Origin of the sequence: Myroides sp. A21 (assembly GCF_000807225.1) — a bacterium.
Taxonomy (GTDB): domain Bacteria; phylum Bacteroidota; class Bacteroidia; order Flavobacteriales; family Flavobacteriaceae; genus Flavobacterium; species Flavobacterium odoratimimum.
Map to the genome: position 1 here is coordinate 3529352 of NZ_CP010327.1, position 20447 is coordinate 3549798.

At 33.4% G+C, this 20447-nt stretch carries 15 protein-coding genes; 4 read left to right on the plus strand and 11 right to left on the minus strand.

Translation table 11 applies throughout. The features are described 5' to 3' along the window. Nucleotides 1-483 precede the first annotated feature (483 nt). The 9 genes from MYRA21_RS15800 to MYRA21_RS18820 form a co-directional block, all read right to left on the minus strand. Nucleotides 484-1710, minus strand: a complete 1227-nt coding sequence (locus MYRA21_RS15800) for a Ca2+-dependent phosphoinositide-specific phospholipase C (protein ID WP_039329742.1) — start codon at nt 1708-1710, stop codon at nt 484-486. Continuing rightward, the gene (locus MYRA21_RS15805; protein ID WP_039329743.1) at nt 1703-3733 is read right to left on the minus strand and encodes a glycoside hydrolase domain-containing protein; all 2031 of its coding nucleotides are present in this window, start codon (nt 3731-3733) and stop codon (nt 1703-1705) included. The genes MYRA21_RS15800 and MYRA21_RS15805 overlap by 8 nt, the downstream gene beginning before the upstream one ends. A gap of 1 nt (nt 3734) precedes the next feature. After that, the gene (locus MYRA21_RS15810; RefSeq protein WP_039329745.1) at nt 3735-4973 is read right to left on the minus strand and encodes a YdcF family protein; all 1239 of its coding nucleotides are present in this window, start codon (nt 4971-4973) and stop codon (nt 3735-3737) included. Nucleotides 4974-4993: 20 nt separating this feature from the next. Next, nucleotides 4994-6670, minus strand: coding sequence for a RagB/SusD family nutrient uptake outer membrane protein (locus tag MYRA21_RS15815; RefSeq protein ID WP_039329748.1), 1677 nt, complete (start codon nt 6668-6670; stop codon nt 4994-4996). A 10-nt stretch (nt 6671-6680) separates the two neighbouring features. Further along, nucleotides 6681-10097: a TonB-dependent receptor gene (locus MYRA21_RS15820; protein ID WP_039329749.1), complete on the minus strand. Its 3417-nt coding sequence runs from the start codon at nt 10095-10097 to the stop codon at nt 6681-6683. Next, nucleotides 10094-11014 (minus strand): FecR family protein, encoded by a 921-nt coding sequence (locus MYRA21_RS15825; RefSeq protein ID WP_039329751.1) that lies wholly within the window; start codon nt 11012-11014, stop codon nt 10094-10096. The genes MYRA21_RS15820 and MYRA21_RS15825 overlap by 4 nt, the downstream gene beginning before the upstream one ends. A 266-nt stretch (nt 11015-11280) precedes the next feature. Further along, entirely contained in the window at nt 11281-11637 is a 357-nt protein-coding gene (locus MYRA21_RS15830; RefSeq protein WP_235279960.1) for a sigma-70 family RNA polymerase sigma factor, read from the minus strand. Next, on the minus strand, nt 11634-12614 hold the full coding sequence (locus MYRA21_RS15835) for an IS30 family transposase (protein WP_039328002.1): 981 nt from the start codon (nt 12612-12614) through the stop codon (nt 11634-11636). The genes MYRA21_RS15830 and MYRA21_RS15835 overlap by 4 nt, the downstream gene beginning before the upstream one ends. A 95-nt stretch (nt 12615-12709) precedes the next feature. Continuing rightward, on the minus strand, nt 12710-12949 hold the full coding sequence (locus MYRA21_RS18820; RefSeq protein WP_235279962.1) for a sigma factor: 240 nt from the start codon (nt 12947-12949) through the stop codon (nt 12710-12712). 237 nt (nt 12950-13186) lie between these two features. Here MYRA21_RS18820 and MYRA21_RS15840 point away from each other — a divergent pair, with 237 nt between their 5' ends. The 4 genes from MYRA21_RS15840 (at nt 13187) to MYRA21_RS15855 (ending at nt 18395) form a co-directional block, all read left to right on the plus strand. Next, the gene (locus MYRA21_RS15840; protein WP_039329755.1) at nt 13187-14053 is read left to right on the plus strand and encodes an AraC family transcriptional regulator; all 867 of its coding nucleotides are present in this window, start codon (nt 13187-13189) and stop codon (nt 14051-14053) included. A 91-nt stretch (nt 14054-14144) separates the two neighbouring features. Then, a complete protein-coding gene (locus tag MYRA21_RS15845; protein ID WP_039329757.1) occupies nt 14145-15464 on the plus strand; it encodes a TolC family protein in 1320 nt (439 codons plus the stop codon). A 118-nt stretch (nt 15465-15582) separates the two neighbouring features. After that, nucleotides 15583-16701 carry an HlyD family secretion protein gene (locus MYRA21_RS15850; RefSeq protein ID WP_016649284.1) on the plus strand — a complete coding sequence of 373 codons (1119 nt, stop codon included), beginning with the start codon at nt 15583-15585 and terminating at the stop codon, nt 16699-16701. Nucleotides 16702-16814: 113 nt separating this feature from the next. Then, nucleotides 16815-18395, plus strand: coding sequence for a hypothetical protein (locus MYRA21_RS15855; RefSeq protein WP_039329759.1), 1581 nt, complete (start codon nt 16815-16817; stop codon nt 18393-18395). 104 nt (nt 18396-18499) lie between these two features. Here MYRA21_RS15855 and MYRA21_RS15860 read toward each other — a convergent pair whose 3' ends face one another. Both MYRA21_RS15860 and MYRA21_RS15865 read right to left on the minus strand, forming a co-directional pair. Beyond that, the gene (locus tag MYRA21_RS15860) at nt 18500-19363 is read right to left on the minus strand and encodes an SDR family oxidoreductase (RefSeq protein WP_016649282.1); all 864 of its coding nucleotides are present in this window, start codon (nt 19361-19363) and stop codon (nt 18500-18502) included. A gap of 231 nt (nt 19364-19594) precedes the next feature. Beyond that, nucleotides 19595-20176 carry a Crp/Fnr family transcriptional regulator gene (locus MYRA21_RS15865; protein ID WP_039329761.1) on the minus strand — a complete coding sequence of 194 codons (582 nt, stop codon included), beginning with the start codon at nt 20174-20176 and terminating at the stop codon, nt 19595-19597. Between the last annotated feature and the right edge of the window lie 271 nt (nt 20177-20447).

Sequence of the window (20447 nt, forward strand, 5' to 3'; positions counted from 1 at the left end):
CATTTACTACTCACTTAATTAAGTTCTGTCCTTCTGCATTTTGTAAGACTTCTTGGTATTGCCAAGCTTGTATCTGTGCATACTATGACTTCTGCTGACTTCTTATAGCAATTGTTATCCATAGTTCTGTAAAAAAAAACTCCCTATGTCTATAAGACCTCCCCAGGTAAGAACGATAACTTTCATCTCATATACCTGCTATATTTACTATGATGTCTCTGTACAGCTTAGGACTTCAGTTTGATATGCAACCTTATCCGACATTTCTAGCCTTATATATAGTTTCTGTTCGTCAGGTCAAGACTTTACCTAAAGCTTCCTTCAGATTCCAACTCACGATGGACCCCCTTGCTGTCGGTTAACACTTCCTGCTGTAATGGCGTGTTCGGGACTTACACCCTAGAGTTATCACCCATGCTGGGCACACATACAAAAAGCCTTGTAACTTAAAGTATACAAGGCTTTTAAAAAACAATAACTATATTAATTACTTTTTTTATAATTCACTGGGTTTATCCTAACCTGCTTATGATTGTCTGGTAACTCTACAAAGTATCCAGATTGGTAGGGATTGTAGTCTCTAGAGAAGAAGTCTGTTGATATAACTTGAGCACCACTAGAAAAAGCAGCTTTGGCACGAGTATGATCATTGACTTTCGCTTCATAGGTATCTATATCTGATCTAGTTCTCACAAGATAACCTTTAGTCACGTATTCTTTTATATCCTCTTGGCGTACAATAGCATTATCTAAGAGTAAAAACACACCATAAGTATCCGTTGGTTTAGACTGTACAAACATAACTCTCCCTTCTAAATTTGGACGATTGTGGACATAAGCTGATTCACCTTGATTTACCCCTCCTGTAGAAGGTAATAACATAAATAACAATTTCCCTTTAGACTGAGATACAAGTGGCCAGTTATGATTCGCCACAGCCTCTTTAAGCGTTTTATAATTTCCTCTTAAATCATCAGGTGTAATCAACTTCTCTCTACCTATAATATCAACAATCTCTTGATCTAATAGGTCAAATGCATACTCATCATATTTCAATACTTCTGTTGGATTCTTAAACAAAGGCCAATTTGAATCTTTTGCTTCAATCATGATAAATAAAGGGATATGATCTACATGCTGATCAGACCATTTTTTTATACTTTGTAATGCTAATTTTAACGTTGGGTATTTAGACCTAAAATCTACATCCGCCATATGTAAAACTTTAAATCCAGGCTTGTCTAAATCCGTAGTATTATGCTTTGCTAACTTTTTCGTTCCTATTGATTTTAGATATTCATAGCCTGCAGGCTTCGTATATCTATTGCCTGTTGAATCATAATACACATCTAGTTCCAAACTTCTCAATCCACTGTCTAACTGAATCTCAAAGCTTGGGTGCTCATAAAACAAACTCTCCTTAAAACTAATTTCATTAGGGTGATACTCTTTAAAAAAGTCTAACTGCTCTTTACTCATTCCCTCTAATAACTTCCCTTTTGACTGATCTACAATTTTAGATACATAATCAAGGAGATTAAGGTCTACTGGTTCTGCATAACTATTATGTGTACCTAGAACTTGAATCTGATTAATTCGTAAATCACTAGGTAAATTTATTTCTTGTTTTGTGTTTATTTGTCCATACATCACTATAGGTAATAGCATAATACCTAACAGAATACTACTTAACTTTATATTTCTATTCATCTTTTTTTATATTTGAAATCCACAATGGCTCTGACGGCCATTGTTTATTAGGTTCATCACTTGTTTTGAATATGATTTTTGATGCCTTCAAAAATTCTTTATAAGTAATATAGTTCCTTTGATAATCCTTATTATTATACGCTACCTCTTGTATATAAGAGCTTCTTTCTTTATTACTAATTACCAAATTATTGCGTATGATTGTTTTTTTAAAAATAGGAGCATTGAGATAAAAAGTATCCGACCCCACATTAGCAGCGCTGAATCCTAAACTCCTTAAAACAAACCATGCTGACATTGTCCCTAAATCATCATCCATAGTTCGTAAAAAAGCTTGAGGTGCATTCTTATAAATCCTTCCGATATAAGGATCAATTCCTTTACTGTTATCATTAAAGTAGAACTGAATACTCTCTCCTAATAGTAAATCATGGATCACTTTCTGACTCTTATAAGCACTTCTAGTAGCATTGTACAAACTAGACACCTGAAGATCTGGCTGATTGGCGTGATTATAATAATGACCTTCAAAAAAAGTATCTAATTGGTTTTCAAATTCTTTTTCAGAACCTATAAGACTAATTAAGCCTTTTATATCATAAGGTACTAACCATCTATATTGCCAGATAGTTCCTTGATATAATCCTCTTGCTTGCATTTTATCCACATCGTGAATCTGAATATCCTTAAAATCCTTTAGCCAATATTTCTTATACTCTTTTGCTTTTTCTAAATAATAGTTTGCAGATACAGTATCTTGAACACTGTTAAATATTTCACTCAATGCCCAATAATCATAAGATGATTCTAATGCCTTATCAGGAGAAGAAAAATCAAGTTGCTCAGCTTCCTTAACAAGGTACTCCTTAATGGAATCTATAGATAACTGATATCCTTTATTCACTGCATCAGCCAAAACAACTAAAGCGTGCTCTGTCCTCACTGTAGGACCAGGTTCATTGAGTGTAGAGAAGTCTTTTTTGCCGTATGGATACATATTAGCAATAGAGTGAACTACATCTTTATACACTTCAGGATATAATATAGAATACATAGGAATAACTTCTCTATAATTATCCCATAGCGCCCAACCATGATATACATTAAAATCAGCTTTTTTCACCTCACCACTAATGGTTCTATAAGTCCCATCTGCTTCAGATATCAGATAAGGCGCCTGAAGAGTCCTGTAAAGCAAAGAATAAAAAAGCTTTACCCTCTCATCATCCTTATCACGAACCTCAACAACAGATAATAATTCATTCCATCGCTCTGTAACTAGAGTTCTTGTTAAATCAAAACTTTGCCCCATTGCTATTCTGCTCTTTGCATAGTGTTCTGAAACAGATGAAAAACCAATCTGTAATTCGACTTTAGAAGAGGGAAAATCAACGATAAATTGATATTCTCCTACCTTTCTTAAGATGGCTCCATTTCCTAAATCTATACTAAAATAAAAATGATATATCCCAGCAGAGCATGTTGTTTTAGAACTAATCTTTCCCTGAATAACCTGATTAGATACTTCATATTCAGCACTGACAAAAGCACCACCTGTAGCACTAGATAAATCCACGAATAATTGCCCATTATTAGGGAAGGAATATCGGTGTATTCCATAATTATGTCCTACAGTAAAGTCAGCCTTAATGTTGTTTATAAATTCCACCTTGTAGTAACCAGGCATTCCCTTTTCTCTCTCTTTGATTAACTCCGTTCCAATATTACTTCCTATAATTGGTTTGATCAGAATATTACCTCCACTTCCCTTACATCCCACTCCCTGAAGTCTAGTATGAGTCACGCCTTTAAATTGTTTTGCTCTATTATCATATCCTGTATGATTATAAGGATATGTCTCGGGAGAAATACATAGCATACTAAATGGAAAAGAAGCTCCAGGAGATAACTGTCCATAATCCCCTGAAGTTCCTAAAAAAACATTCACTTTATCACTTAATTTACTTTTTTGTCCATAACCACATTGAGTTGCTATAAGCAATAAAATAAGAAACTTTCTCATCTTATGGATCTAACGGCTCTAAAGGATTTATTTGTAATAGTAATTCAGATGGATAAAAGTCTAATAACTCTCCTTTTTTCTGCTTAACTATTTTTCCTGGTAAATAACCTAATTCACGCATAAAACGTTCTAAAAACTTCTTATCTGCTATTGACTTTGTATGTAACTCATAAGAGACAATCATACTTTTTTGTTTAATATCAAAACCGTATTCAATCATTAAACGAGTAGCATTTCTAAGATTAGTAGTCGTATGTCTAGCATAAGGTTCTACAATAATTACCTCTTCCGGGATATTATATAACCCTATTAATTCTTTTTTCATTTCTATAGCTTCACAAGTCTCTGTACGATTTGGGTGTACGTGTCCACCTGAAACAATAATAAAAGGCGCCTTACCCTGTCTATACTGTTCTACTGCTAATTTTAGATTCAATTTTCCTAACGCCCCCAAAGGATCTCTATAATTCTCTGGTCCATCCCCTAAGACGATTAATGCATTGTATTCATACTTTTTAAAATCAATGCGTTTAACATATTCTATAGCGCTCTTATTATACAATGCAACTAGAGGCTCATATCTAATACCTTCATCCCTGTGGTTCATATACATCAAATACAGTCCATAATCCAACATTGGTTCAAAGAAGCTCGCCTTAGAATAATCTGATTCATTTGCTAAATGCTTTGCCCAAAATAAAATAGCACTTTTAAAATAGCGTGAATTCTTATCATAAGATACTGAATCAATGTTTGGATAAAAAGGCTTCTCTCCTAATCCATATACTTTTAAAGTATGATTTAATCCACTAAAGTTTAACTTCACTACATTAGAGATAAAATCTTTCTGATTCATCTCATTGTAATTAATGTATTTTTTAGACTGCTTTAATTCTTCAAAAAAAGTTTCTACTTTCTTCTCCTTATTATTTAAAGCAACTAACTCATCAGAGATACTTTTTATCTGATCGTCTGTAAAAATATAAGAATGAACCAATTCTTCGCTCTTAGGAAAAGTTTCACCATTTACTAACTTACTTATTAGATCTAATCTATTATGTTTTATTTCTGTAAAAGTCTTATTATCATTGAGCAACTTAACAAGACTAGGTTGTTTAGAAAGCTGATCTAAAAAATAAAAATTACTATTTCTTAACAATGTTACACTTTTATTATCACCACGTTGTCCGAAAGAAAAAGTACATACAGCGAGTAAAAAACCTACTACTATTTTTTTCATTTGTTTTATATTACTTAATATTAATAATTAGGATTTTGTTCAACTTTAGAAGTAGCCCCATCTACATATCTTTGTGGAATAGGAAAATATTCATTCTTTCCTTTAGTAAAATGAGCATTTGTCAAAAATGAACGTTTATGTTTCTCTGCTTCTAGATACTCTTGATTAATGACCTTATCTGCTATCCCCCAACGCACTAAATTAAAGAATCGTTCTCCTTCCATTGCTAGCTCTAATCTACTCTCTAATTGTACAGCCTCTCTAGCCTTATTTACATCACTCCAGCTATCATTATACAAGCCTATTTTATAATTAGCAGCATATGACTTACCATCTAAAGCCATCACATACTTTGACTCTTTTGCTCTATTTCTAATCGCATTTACGATACTTCGAGCTTCTTCTAATTTACCTAACTCTACAGCTGCTTCTGCCTTCCATAACATTACTTCTGCATAACGAATAATATAATAATTCAACGCAGAAACATAAGGCCAAGTTGCGCCATAATACGGTGATTTAGCAGAAACTATACGTTTCTTTGGTGCATATACTCCATAAGTAGCTACATCTCTTGCCCAAGATGCATCATATGTCACTCCTAAATCTTTATATGTTATACCTGGTCTACCTATGGTGTAATCTAATCTTGGATCTACGAAATCTTGACTGTTTACATCTACATTATCTTTTACAGGTAATCCGTTAGCATCTGTCTTAAAAGCATTAACTAGATTTTGAGAAGGTCTATGAAAACCATACTGAGGATAAAAAGGGCCTCCTGGAGCTGTAAGACGATCTCCTATACTTCCATTATAGTTATTAGGATCACCATCATTAATAGAATGTTGTACTGCAAATATTACTTCTAAGCTATTGTCATTTTCTGGTAAAAACACATCTTCAAAATTAGACAGAAGTTTATATTGACTAGACATCACCTCTTCTGAGATTGCATAAGCCTCTTGCCATTTCTTTTGATATATCATTGTCTTCATCAGATAAGCTTTAGCAGCAATGCTAGTAGGTCTTCCTATTTGTGCTTGCTTAGAAGACAATACTTTTGATGCATTATCAAAATCTGTTGCTATTTTTTGCCATAACTCCTCAGAAGTAAACTCTACATTTGATCGATTATAATCCTCTACGTTAACAACTTTTTCATCTATATAAGGAATTCTATTGTAAATCTTCTTTAATTCAAAGTAGTAATGTCCTCTAAGAAAGAATAATTCTCCCTGTCTCTGCTTCTTTAGTTCAGGGTCAAATGCTACTGATTGATTTAATAATCGTAGAGCGTCATTTACCCTTTTAATACCTTCATATAATGCACTCCATTTTCTTTCTATATCTATTACAGTAGGATCTGTCTGGTATAACTCCATTCTGTGAATTTGCCCTTGATCACCAGTACCTCCACCTCCTTTATATGCATCATCAGAAGTCACATCTCCAAAACTCCAATTAGACGCTGGAGAATTCATTGCATTTGAAGCATTATCCATCTGTCCATTCAGCATCTTATAAGCCCCTATAATTACTCTTTCCACATTCTTAGGATCTGTCATCTTATCTGGTGATACTTCTCCATAAGTAGTTTCGTCTAAAAAGTCTTTAGAACATGAACTCATTACACCTGCCATAATAGTTGTGACAAATAGTATCTTATATGTTTTATTTGAAATATATCTTTTCATTACTTGTATTTTAATAATTAATACTTAATCCCATAGAGAAAGTACGTGCAGGTGGATAAAGCCCACGATCAATACCTATATCTAAATTTTTATTACTCTTAGAATAACTTTGTAGTCCCACTTCTGGAGTTAATCCACTATAGTTAGTAATCGTAAATACATTTGTTGCTTGTAGATAAACTCTCATTTTTAGTTGCTTATGAAGTTTTTCTCCAAAAGAGTAACCTAGTTGTAAATTATTTAACTTGAAATATGAGCCATCCTCCACATAATAAGATGAAGGGCGTATATTGTTATTTGTATCATCTAAGGATAATCTTGGTATAGAAGCATTCGGATTGTCAGGTGTCCATGCCCCTAATACATCAGAAGACTTATTATAAGCTGATTGATTAAAGAAATGAGAGTTATATTTTGTTAAGTTATAAATCTTATTGCCAAAACTTCCATTAAAAAACATACTTAAATCAAACCCTTTATATTTTAAATCTACATTAAAGCCAAGAATAAAATCAGGGTGAGGAGAACCTATAAATGTTCTATCATTGTCATCTATTACACCATCATTATTTACATCTCTAAAGATTAAATCACCTGGTTTTGCATTAGGTTGTAATTTATACTGATCGATCTGCTGTTGACTTTTAAATATCCCATCATTAACATAACCAAAGAATGAGCCTATTGGTTGACCTATAGCAGATCTAGAGATTTCTTGCCCAAAATTTACACTGTGTAAAGATGAAGAAGGAATACCTAGATAATTAACAGAGTTTAATGCTGTCAACTGATTTTTATAAGTTGTAAAATTGAAATTAATATTATAGTGAAGATCCTTTATATTATCTTGATAAGATAGATTTAATTCTAAACCTCTATTTGTCATCTCTCCATCATTTACCCACTGTCCATCATTAGTACCTCCGTAGGTCAAAGGCAACGATTTATAGACCAAAATATCTTTTGTTTTCTTGTTATAGATATCTGCTGTTACACTTAGTTTATCGTTAAAAAAGCCTAAATCAACTCCTAAAGAACTCTGTGTAGTAGTTTCCCATTTTAATTCTGGATTAGGTACTCTAGATTGAATCAAACCTGTCTCAACAGATGACTGTCCTCCATTAATATCATAATTTGAATTGTAACTATTACTAGAATAACTTTTTATAGTAGAATAAGAGGGTACCTGCTGATTTCCTGTAACTCCCCAGCCACCACGAAGTAAAAATGAAGTAAAAGTATCTCCTAAATCAAAAAACTCTTCTTTATCTATCCTCCAACCAAGTGAAACAGCAGGAAAAGTATCCCATTTATGATTAGCTAATCGCGAAGTTCCATCTCTACGCATTGTAGCAGACACAATATACTTTCCATCATAATTATAATGAACTTTACCAAAGAAGGAATTTAATGACCACCCATTAGCGTTACCTCCATTTAGTTGATTGGCTGTACCATAATCTAAAAACCAATAATTAGGATCTTCGTACATAAAATTCTGCCTTGAAGCAGAGAACCCTTCATAGTAATACTCAACTGCTTCTTGTCCTAATAAGACATCAAAATTATGATTGCCTAATTGTTTTTTATAACTCAGTGTATTAGTAAAAGTAAATTGATAATTAAACGAATTTCTAGTAGATAGTGAATTAACTGGATTAATAACTAATATTTCATTAAACTTTGGTGAGAAGTTCCTTCCATTAATATTTACATAATCTAGCCCTATAGATGACCTAAAAGTAAAATCACTTAGCTTTAACTCTCCGAATAAATTACCTAGTAATCTCAGCTCTTTTGTCTTATTATTTTTATTTCGATCTAAACGCCCTCTAGGATTTTGAATATCATTTAATGGATTACCCGAAAACTCTCCTAACTCACTATAAACAGGCACTATAGAAGGATACATAAATGCATTATATACTATTGACCCTAATGCTGCATTAGTACCGATACCAACATTTTCTGTATATGAGGCATTAAGATTCTCCCCTATTGTCAAGATCCCATCAAAGAATCTATACTCTGAATTAAAACGTCCTGAAAATCTTTTAAAATAAGTATCTTTTATTATTCCTTGTTGATCAAAGTACCCTAACGAAAAAAGTTGACTAGAGTATTCCCCTCCTTTTGCTAATGATATATTGTGAGATTGAATCGTAGCAGGATTAAATATTTCTTTAACCCAATCTACATTACCACTTTTAATAGTTTTATCTTTATTTAAATAAAGAGGTATAGTCGCCCCAGTAGGATTATTTCCATAAATATCATGTTTAGGAGCAACACCATCATTTTTATAAGCTTGCCATAACATATCTCCGTACTGCTGAGCATCAAGCATCTTAGGTAGGTTAAAAGCACTTTGAACACCTGTAAAACTACTTACATCTATAGATATCTTTTCACTTCTACCTCCTGACTTTGTTGTAATTAAAATCACTCCATTAGCCGCTCTAGAACCATAGATAGAGGATGAAGCAGCATCTTTTAATACTTGCATTGAAGCTATATCATTACTATTAATCGAATTCAACCCATTAGCTACAGGTACTCCATCTACAATTACTAATGGCTCATTATTATTAATAGTACTGAATCCCCTTATTCGAATAGAGTTCCCCCCACCTGGACTATTATCACTCATAACTTGTACCCCTGAAGCTCTACCTTGTAACATCTCGGCTACATCTGCCTTAGGTACATCCTTAATACCATCTACATTAATAGTCGAAATAGCAGCTGTAATATTTCGCTTGCTCTCTGTTGTATAACCAGTGATTACAATTTCTTCTAAACTACGAGCATCTTCTTCTAAGATTATAGAAGTATATTCAAGATTGTCTACCTTAATTTCTTTAGTATCATATCCTATATACTCTATTACTAATACGATCGGTTTATTCTGGGCTACTTCTAACATAAAACTACCATCTAGATCAGTAGCTACAGCCTCTTTAGAATCTTTTATTTTTACAGTCGCTCCAGGAAGTGCTAGTCCATGAATGTCTTTAACTACCCCTTTTAAAACAGTCTTATTATTTTGCTGACCTGTATTAACCTTCTCTGCTTTAGGAATAACATATTGTGATTTAAAAGTGATGAATTTATCTGATATATTATATGTAGATCCTGTTCTTAAGGCAATATCTTCTAACAACTTCTCTAGTTCACGTTCTTTACTAGTAAATCTAAGAGCAATAGAGGTATCTAATCTAGAGGGAGAATAGACTACTTTATAAGTTGTTTGTAGTTCTATTTTTTCAAATAAACTCTTCACTGTTTCTGAAGAATTACTTACATAGACATGTACACTTGTCTTATCAGAAACTGTCTGATTAGTAGCATAAAGGCCTGTACTGAATAAAGAAAGACAAAAAAGATATGTCTCTACTCTTAACCGGCAATAGTAATTTAATCTCATTTCTTGGTGTTATTAATAATTATAGTTTTATTTTCGTATTTATAATCAAAGTCATACATATAACTGACACTCTGAACGATATCTGCTAGAGTAGAGTTTCTAAAGTCTGCTTGAATAAATTCTTTTGTTGAAATAATATCTTCTAGGAAGTGTATCTGGATATCAAACTCTTTTTCTATTATTTGTTTCCACTGTGTAAGAGTCATATTATTCATCATAAGATAAGATGAAGTGGAGGAAATACAAGAAAACACATCTAGCGTGTTTTTATATAATCTATGGTCTTTTAGCAAAACCTTTTGCTCAGCAGTTAAAATAACATAGTTTTCCCTATCTAACGAATTACTAACTTTTACTCGCCCTGTAGAGACTTCTACTATATTTCGTTTCACCCAAAAAGAAGTTCCTAAAACTTGTGTCTCAAAATTATCTGACGAAATAATAAAAGGTTTTGAGGCATCTTTAGCAACTTTAAAATAAGCCTCACCTAGTAATTTAATCTCTCTGTTTGATTGATTAAACTCATTTGACACGATTAATGTAGAGTTACTACTTAGCGTTACAGCAGTACCATCTGGTAGAATAATATGTTTAGCTAACTCATTAGAAGTAGAATATGTTAATTCTTGATTATTAACAGAAATATTCTTTTGATAAATTGTTAAACCTACCACTAATAAGAGTGAAAAACCTATTGATAATAATCTATAATTCTTTCTTCGCTTTCTTTCTCTAGTTTTATACTTTATACTATTGTATATAGAGCTTCTCAGTTTACTATTCTCTTGGATTGTCTTTAATTCTATTAATGGTCTTTTCTGTAAATTATCAGAAAAGTCTTCCACAACTTTTTTTTCTGTAGAGTTAGCTGTACCTAGTAAATATTTATTTAAAAAATGTTTAAACTTATTTTGCATAATTTAAGATTGTCTTACATAAGTAAGAGTCCTCTATTATTATAACTCCCTATGCAAAAACAAACGCTTAACTTATTCTTAATATCAGTAACACTTAGATAACATTGCTTTTCAACTCAGAACAAAGTATAAACTGATAAACGAAAACAATTATAAAAAACACACCTAAATAAATACCCCCTACATACTCTAGTATAGTTTTAGAACTAAGAGAAAAGCTATGAAGCAAAATAACTTTGCTATATTTAATTAGTACTAATTCTGGGTTACCCAATCAAATAACCTATCACAATAATATAGTCTACCAAATAAGGTAAAGAACTCTTAATACTTTTTAAAGCTTTACTAATTTGATTATCTACAGTACTTTCTGATATCCCAAGTTTTAATGCGATTTCTTTATAACTCAATTTATTACTATATCGAAGAACAAATATTTGATAACACTTCTCTGGTAGTACTTCTTGAGCCTTACTATATATCATATTAACTAATTGTTCCTTGAACATTATTTCTTCTTCTTTACTTAATATTTCATTATCTACTAATACATTATATACCTCTTCTAACTGAACAGTATTAAAATTAGTTGTACTAATAGCTTTTAAACTTCGTGAATTCAAGTTATAAATGCAACAGTTGCTATTTTGTCTAATTTATCTGCAAAAACTTCATTAGGCGATTTAAAACCAAATCTCTTTCTTGGTCTATTGTTTAAAATATTTACAACTCTATCTATTTGTTGTTGTGTAATTAAATCGAAGTTACTCATTTTCGGGAAATATTGTCTGACTAAACCATTTAAATTTTCATTAGCGCCTCTTTCCCAACTGTGATAAGGTTTTGCAAAATAATAGGCAATCTGTAACGCATTAGCTATATTTTGATGGTTTGCAAACTCTTTTCCATTATCAGAAGTGATTGTATGTAGAAGAGGTTTGTAATCCTTTAATAGCTCTATTGTTTTAGCCTCTATCGCATGAGCTTGTTTAGATTCAACCTTCCCCATTAGTAAAATCCCTGTGGCTCTATCGTTAATAGTTAATAAGGCTCCATTATGATTTTTTCCTATTATCAAATCAATTTCTAAGTCTCCTATTCTTTCTTTTTTGTCAACAATACCAGGTCTTTCATCTATATCTAATCTGTTCGATATTACCCCTCTACTATCTTTATTGCTTCCTCTTTTACGATATTTTTTCCCTTTATTTCGTAGATGCTTATAAAGCTTTCCTCCTTGCTTTTTATCCTTCCAAATAAACTGATAAATACATTCTACTGAAACCATTTCTATCTTCTCTATTTTACATCTTCCTACTATTTGTTCAGGGCTATAATCTTTATTGAGCAGCGACAAAATGGTTGCTTTGACACTTTTATTTAAGCGTTTATGCTTAGGTTTTTCTTTATGACGAAGTGTTGTCTTTTTTTGAGCAAGATCGGCTTTATAAACACCGTTTCTACCATCTGAATTACGTTTAAGCTCTCTGCTAACAACTGATCTGTCTTTGCCTATATAATCACCTATTTCACTAAGTGATCTACCTAAATTTTTATATGCTTCTATTTTGTATCTTTGTTCTAACGTTAAATGTGACATCTTTTTGATTGTGTAGGAACTTCAAAAGTAGATGTTTTTTTTCGCCAACAGCGGGGAACATTTGCCCCATGGGGCAAATGTTCCCCGCTGTTCTTTTAAATGCTGTTGCATTTATTTGTTGAATCTAAGCTTTTATTACGAACAGATTGTATTAAATAAGCTCTAGAATTATCAATTATCAAATTGCTGTAATTATTCCATATATTCACAAAAACATCTTGAACTATATCAGCTGATAGATCCTTATCTCTTGTAATATTACAAGAGAGATAATACAATATATCCCAATACTTATAGTAGTTAATATCAACCCATTGATCTCTTGATAGTGCCATCTTATGTCTGATTAATCGATGCTAAAGTATAGCTTGCACAACTAATAAGAATTAAATAATCATTAACAAAAAATTATATTATATAGATACTAAATTGAAAACTTCCCCCTACCTCTATAACTCCGTATCCCTAAAATATTTCTAATCAGATCGCTTCTTTCAGCGAGTATTCTACTTACATATAAAGAGCCTATACTCCCTATTTTTTCCCTACCTTGCACCTATAAAACCATCCTTATGCTTCAAGGAAATATACAGACAGCCAATTCTTCATTTATACATGTACAGATATACGATCAACAAAACATCTTTGATCATGCCAACTTTGGGCATCCCTATAGACCCACTCGTTCTTCCTTTCTATTTGTTAAAAAAGGAAGACTAAGAATAAGAGAACAGATTAATGAATTCGAAATCATAGAGAACTCTATCTTTTTGATTGATGTCAAATACGTATACGAAATCTTAGAGATAAGCCCAGATGCAGAACTGAGACTACTTAGCTATGATCGAAATTTCTTAGAAACTGCTTCTTTTAAGCTTCACCGATTAAAAGTATATAGAGATTTAAAAACACAGTTACAACGCAATTTTCACATCAGCAAACAAGAACTAGAGATGTTCTGGACCAATGTAGAGTCACTGGGTTATTACCTGGAGCACTTCAAGGAGATTGAGTATGGTCAATACATTATAGAAAATTATTTTAATATCATCCTCTACCACCTAGTAAGCGTAGCCACGCCTAGAAGTGAAGATTCTATTAATCAGATGACCTCACAGCAAAAGATCACGTATAAATTCGTGATGCTAGTCTCTGATTATTACCTAGAGACTAAGTCTGTTCAGTTCTATGCAGATAAACTACAACTCTCTATTAGACACCTAAGTACAGTCGTTAAAGAAACTTCTGGAAAAACACCTTTAGAAATCATTAATGAGTTTATATTTAACGAAGCTAAAGCACAGTTATCCACTACTACTTTGCCTATCAAACAATTAGCCACTAAACTTCAATTTAGTGATCAGTATGCTTTCGCTCACTTCTTTAAAAAACATCAAGGTACCAGCCCAACTCAGTATAGAAAGATGTTTAAGTTATAGAATAATACTTTTAAACATCTTTTTTGATATTCTCAATCATTTTATACCATGTACTACTGAGGTAACTTTGTCGGCATAAAGTACAAATAAAATGAAAAGAAATATTCACAAATACTTTTGTGGATTAGGCTTACTACTACTCTCATATACTTCAATATATAGCCAAGTAAGCGACCAAACACTTAGTATAGAACAAGCGGTGAACTTAGCGATGGAAAATCATCAACAACTTAAAGTCTCTGCTTTAAACAAAAACATTAGCGAACAACAAACTCAATTACTTAAACAACAGCGCTTACCTAATCTTGCATTCACTGCTAATGCCTCTTATATAGGAGATGCGCTTATATTAGACCGAGATTTCAGTAAGGTCATGACTAAAGATATGCCTCACTTTGGCAACAGCTATGCAATACAGGCATCTGAACTACTATTTAAAGGAGGAGCGATTAATAAGAATATAGAACTCGCTGAAATAGGTGAACAGCTTGCCTCTCTAGACCTTGTACAAGATCAACAAGCCATTAAGTTCTTAGTTATTTCTAACTACCTAGATGTATATAAGCTTATTCATCAAGAGCAAGTTTATCAAAACAATAAAAGATTAGCCCAAATCCGCCTTGAGAATGTCAATAGATATTATAAAGAAGGGATGATGACACGTAATGAAGTAATCAGAGGTGAATTAGTCCTTCAGAATATGGACCAAGCCCTGTTAAGTGTAGATAATACTCTATCGATTCTAAACTATAATTTGGCGATTGCACTAGGACTGCCGACCTCAAGTAAAATAACGCCTAATGAAGCTCTTGTACACAGACCACTAGAAGGGAATTATAACTATTATCTAGATCTAGCCTATGCGCAACATCCGATGATACAAAGAGTAGAAAAAGGAGTCGAAGCGGCACAAAAAAAGATAGAGATTGCCAATACAGATAAGTATCCTACTCTAGCTGCAGTAGGTGGGTATAATATGACTAGACCTATCACCACATCTAACCCTGTGATGGATATGTATTCTAACGCTTGGCAAGTAGGAGTATCTCTGAGTTATAATATTGACAATTTATATAAAACACCCAAAAAGGTCAAACTAGAGAAACTTCAAAAAGACAAAGCTGAAGAAACATTCACCCTTGTACAACAACAATTAGAAATGGGAGTCAATGCGGCTTATACCAAATACGATGAGGCTATACAAAACGCTAATCTATTAAAGAAAAGTCAACAACTCGCACAGGAGAATTACAAAATCATAGAGGCTAAATACCTAAACCAATTAGCTATTCAAGCAGAGATGACTGACGCAACTAATGCTAAACTAGAAGCCGAACTTCAGTACGCCAATGCGGAAATAAACGTATTATACCAATACTACAATTTATTAAAGTCAACAGGGACACTGTAACGCCCTGCGGGCAATTAAGAATTAGTGCCTACGCTGGTAAGGAATCAGGAAACGGAAAAAAAGGGAATAGAAAAACGATTTCACACCTTCGCGATTTCACAAAAAAACAAAATAAGCAATGGAAAATAAAGAAAATACAACTACTGAACAACCAGTTCAAGCTCCAGTAGAGCAAGTTGTAGAGGATAAAGCTAAAAAAGAAAAAAAGAAGAAAACAAAGATACTCTTAGTCAACACCCTAACATTTGCGGTAATAGGAATCGCATTTTTCTGGTTATTGACTAAATACTTTCACATCAACGATAGAGATTACACAGAATCAGCACAGGTAGAAGAGTTCATTAACCCTATCAATACCCGTGTATCTGCTTATATTAAAGAGATCAAATTCATCGAACATCAGCAAGTCAAAAAAGGAGATACACTAGTTATCCTTGACAATAGAGAAATCTTAACGCAAGTAGAACAAGCTGAAGCAGCTTATTTAAGCGCATTAGCTGCTAAGAAAGTAACTAACTCCTCTATTCATACAGCATCAAATAATATCGGGGTATTTAGCTCTAATATTGAAGGGGCAAAAGCAAGATTGTGGAACGCAGAACAAAACAACAAAAGATACGAGAATTTATTACAAGCTGAGGCTGTTACCCAACAACAATATGATCAAGTAAAAACGGAGTACCAAGCTGCTAAATCTGCTTATGAAAGTTTAATAAAACAACAAAACACAACCAAACTTTCAGTATCAGAGATAGAAACACGTCTTGCCCTGAATGAAGCAGATATCAAACGTACAAAAGCAATGTTAGATATGGCTAAACTAAACCTGTCATACACAGTGATTACAGCTCCTTATGATGGGGTGATGGGACGAAGACTAATCAGTGAAGGACAACTACTCTCGCCTAGCCAGCAAATTACTACTATCGTAAAAGATAATGAGAAATGGGTAACAGCCAACTTTTTAGAATCTCAAATGAACAATATCCAAATAGGTAGTATTATCGACATGACAGCTGATGCTGTAAAAGGAATACGCTTTCAAGGAAAAGTAACGGCTATCTCTGCTGCTACAGGTTCTAGATATTCTAGTATGCCTACGGATAACTCTACGGGGAACTTCGTCAAGGTACAACAGCGTATCCCAGTGCGTATCGAATTTACAGATACGAATGATATAGAAAACATCGCTAACCTTAAAGCGGGGATGAATATGAATATACAACTGGCTAATTAAGAGTTAACGGTGGACAGTTGACAGTTAACAGTCTTTACTCAACTTTAATAGTGAAATTGTCTTTCAAACAACATCACAAAAAAAACGATTTCACGATTTCACAAAAAACAAACATGTATAACAAAGGATTATTTCACTCTTGGGTACCAAAACCAGTCATGCTATTACTCATTGTAATCATAGCTGCTGTGTTCTGTAGTATTAGTGGAATATATACCACTAATATCACCAATATCGTGGGTAGTACAGGCTCGATGACAGAGTACTACCTATGGGCTAACTATGCCTATGCCATAGGTCTAGGTACAGTCATGCCTCTTATTGTTAGGATCAAAGCGCGATTCAGAACAAAAGAACTTCTTGTAACCTCACTAACCATGTGTGGTTTATTATATTTGGTACAATCCACTACACATCAACCCTATATTATTATAGCCTGTTCTTATCTAATAGGAGTATTTAAAATGATGGGAATGATGGAGGTAGTATTACCCCTTATGATGCTTTTAAGCGTAGGTGGTAACAGAGGAATATTCTACAGTATCTACTACTCTGCCCTACTAGTTATCACCCAATTATCAGGTTACTTTGTAGCGAAAGTAAGTTTTATATTCAGCTGGCAGATTAGCTATATGAACCTAGCTATTATGTGCTTTGGAGCTGCATTGATTTGTATTGTATTTCAGCACAATCAACGCTTTATGCGCAAGGTTCCTTTTATTTACATTGACTGGATTAGCATCCTTTTATTCAATGTAACCTTCATGACCTTAGCCTATATCCTAGCCTTTGGTAAACAACAAGCTTGGTTTGACTCAGAGATCATAAGATATGCCTTATTATTATTTGGTATCCTCTTATTTATTTTTGTCATTCGCCAGCAGTTAATTAGAAGACCATTCCTGCCCCTAAATGCCTTTAAGAAGAACAATGTAAGACACGGAACGATTATGTTATTGTGTTTAGGAATGTACCTTGCCACAGCTACGATACAAAATATCTTTGCCGTAGGTATATTAGGATATAATCCCATGACCAATGCCTCTCTAAATCTCTTATTAATTCCGGGGCTTATTACTGCGGCAGTTGTCTGTTATTATTGGTATAAAAACGAAATCCCTATACGCATGCTCGTCTTCTCAGGATTCTCAGCATTTCTTATGTACAGTATGGGGATGTACCTTGCTATGGCTACAGAATTCAGCTATTCGATGTGGTATCTACCCATGTTCTTTAAAGGATACGGAATGGGAGTTATCTTTGTTACCACTTGGTATTACACCTTAGATAAGTTAGACTTGGCTAGTATGTTAGGACTAATCGGGTTTGCTATTCTATGGCGTACATTTATCGCTGTAGGGATCTTTAGTGCATTATACAGCTGGACACAATACCAGTTCCAAATCCAAAGTCTAAACAACTTAGCCGTATACCTAGACGATGCCATGCTATTAAGATCAGGATCGGGTATTAATCTATCCCTTGTCCAACTAAACGGGGTACTCGCTGCCACCAAGACAGTATATGGATATATAAATATTGCTGGTATAGGTGTATTGTTATATGTATTATTCCACCACTACGGTAGAATACGCATACTGAAAACTCGTGTGTATATCAATAAACTAGGTAATCTTATGATGAGCAAAAAAGATAAAGAGAGTATCGAGAATCAACTCCCTAACAATATATAGATTTGTACTTTTGAATCTCTAGTACACTGCTTCTTTTAAAGAACAAAGAACTAGAGATTCTTTTAATTTAAACCAAGGGGCAAACAATTTCTAACTCCTAATTTTTAATTCTTTCTATGGGTTACACCTTCTTGATTAAAGAAATCTTTCAAACGATGCTCTCCATAACAAGGAGCAATATTATCCTCTTTCATAGTTGTTAGGAAGAATTCATAAGGTCCATAAGTCTTAGAAGAGGTAAATAGGCGCAATAGCTTAATAATACATACTCGTATACAATCAGGAATATAGATAATCTTTTCTTTCTTACCCCATGCATTTAAAGCTAGTAAGGCCAATTCTCTATGACTTACTATATCAGGACCTCCTACGCTAGACTCTCTTTGAGTCCCTTGCATCTTGTCAATGCAGACCTTAGCCAGATCACGTCCATCAATAGGGTTGAGCTTCTTATCCCCTTTACCAAATAAGTAAACTCTACCTGACTTAGCCATCTCTAAGAAATCGCGCATATCTGAAAAAAAACCATTAGGCCGAATTACTCTATAGTCTAGACCTGATTCTTTAAGTTTATCCACAAAACCTTCTTTTGCCTGGAATATCTTTAAATGACGTAGTTTATCTCCATTGATAGCAGACACGTATAAAAAGCGCTCTACATCAGTGATACACGCCTCGTGTAATAGATTTAAATTTCCTTGATAATCGACATCCATATATGTCATTCCCTCTTTCTGACGGGTGATTCCTAGGGTAGAAAACACATAGTCTATTGTATGTGTAGCTCCTTTTATGCTTTGAGGTATTGTTATTTCTCCGATAAATACCTCATCAGCTAGGGCGACTTTATCGCGTTGTGAAGAGTTGCGGATTAAAGCTCTTACCCAATATCCTCTTGCTTTTAGTTCCTTCACTAATTCACCGCCTAAATATCCTGTTGCTCCTGCTACTAAAGCTCTTTTGGTCATCTTACTTTGCTGTTTTTATTTCTCTACACAAAGTTGCATAACTAAACCCAAAAAAGCTCTTGACTATCGTCAAGAAAAGAAATTACTTTAACCCCAGATTAAGCATTAGCCAAATACTTCAAAACATTTTGCCTTCATATCTGTTTCATTAACTCTAAAAAACATACTACAGTATACTTATATCACTAATTCAAACCTATTTTGTATAATTACTTTTCGTTTATATCTCTATCACTTAATCTGGGTTAAAACTCTAGCTTTGATTCTACTCAACGTCTCTGGTGATACCCCTAAAAAGGTAGCGATATACTGCTGGGGTACACGTAAGAAAAGTTCTCCCTGATGAGCTAAGAGTTCTTTATAACGCTCTTCGGCAGATTGGGTAACAAAAGAGCGAATAATACGCTGTGCTGTTAATAATTCATTCTCTACTGCAATACGAGCGATAATCTCAAATACAGGAGCTAACTTCAATAGAGATTCTATATTATCTCTAGTTAATACACATAACTCTGTGTCTTCTAATACTTGATAATTCTCACTAGCCTCTACTTTATAGGTAAAACTCTCGCCAGCACAGATAAACTGTCCTTCGGTGTAGAAGAACCCCGTCTTATCTATTTCATCAACCTTATAATACAGCCTAACACAACCTTTAGTCACAAAATAGATTTCGTTAGATACATTTCCTTCTTGAAATAAGATCTCTTGCTTAGCATAACTTATATAAACAATATGGGATATCAGATATTCCTGTTCTTGAAAAGTAAGTGGTGTATAGGTCTTGATATAATCTATAAGTTTGTTTTGCATCTCTATATACTTCTAAAATACAAGCAAGGTACAGAACCTAATTTTATTTTTAGAGCAATAAATCACTTATCTACTCCATTAAGGATAATTTATTATCCCTTTTTCTTAAACAGAAAAGCTATCCTAATCTTTACGGTAGCTTTTACTAATATCGACGACTTGATTAAGACTGCGCCTCTATAAGTTGAAAAGAAAAAAATTAAAGTGCAAGAACTACGTTTTACTCACTGGCTAAAAAGAATAAAGCAAATATATTTTCTCTTAGTACACG

Bases quoted from the DNA above. Each gene is read 5' to 3' on its own strand.
- MYRA21_RS15800 (WP_039329742.1), bottom strand. From the start codon at position 1,710: ATGAATAGAAATATAAAGTTAAGTAGTATTCTGTTAGGTATTATGCTA.
- MYRA21_RS15805 (WP_039329743.1), bottom strand. From the start codon at position 3,733: ATGAGAAAGTTTCTTATTTTATTGCTTATAGCAACTCAATGTGGTTAT.
- MYRA21_RS15810 (WP_039329745.1), bottom strand. From the start codon at position 4,973: ATGAAAAAAATAGTAGTAGGTTTTTTACTCGCTGTATGTACTTTTTCT.
- MYRA21_RS15815 (WP_039329748.1), bottom strand. From the start codon at position 6,670: ATGAAAAGATATATTTCAAATAAAACATATAAGATACTATTTGTCACA.
- MYRA21_RS15820 (WP_039329749.1), bottom strand. From the start codon at position 10,097: ATGAGATTAAATTACTATTGCCGGTTAAGAGTAGAGACATATCTTTTT.
- MYRA21_RS15825 (WP_039329751.1), bottom strand. From the start codon at position 11,014: ATGCAAAATAAGTTTAAACATTTTTTAAATAAATATTTACTAGGTACA.
- MYRA21_RS15835 (WP_039328002.1), bottom strand. From the start codon at position 12,614: ATGTCACATTTAACGTTAGAACAAAGATACAAAATAGAAGCATATAAA.
- MYRA21_RS18820 (WP_235279962.1), bottom strand. From the start codon at position 12,949: ATGGCACTATCAAGAGATCAATGGGTTGATATTAACTACTATAAGTAT.
- MYRA21_RS15840 (WP_039329755.1), top strand. From the start codon at position 13,187: ATGCTTCAAGGAAATATACAGACAGCCAATTCTTCATTTATACATGTA.
- MYRA21_RS15845 (WP_039329757.1), top strand. From the start codon at position 14,145: ATGAAAAGAAATATTCACAAATACTTTTGTGGATTAGGCTTACTACTA.
- MYRA21_RS15850 (WP_016649284.1), top strand. From the start codon at position 15,583: ATGGAAAATAAAGAAAATACAACTACTGAACAACCAGTTCAAGCTCCA.
- MYRA21_RS15855 (WP_039329759.1), top strand. From the start codon at position 16,815: ATGTATAACAAAGGATTATTTCACTCTTGGGTACCAAAACCAGTCATG.
- MYRA21_RS15860 (WP_016649282.1), bottom strand. From the start codon at position 19,363: ATGACCAAAAGAGCTTTAGTAGCAGGAGCAACAGGATATTTAGGCGGT.
- MYRA21_RS15865 (WP_039329761.1), bottom strand. From the start codon at position 20,176: ATGCAAAACAAACTTATAGATTATATCAAGACCTATACACCACTTACT.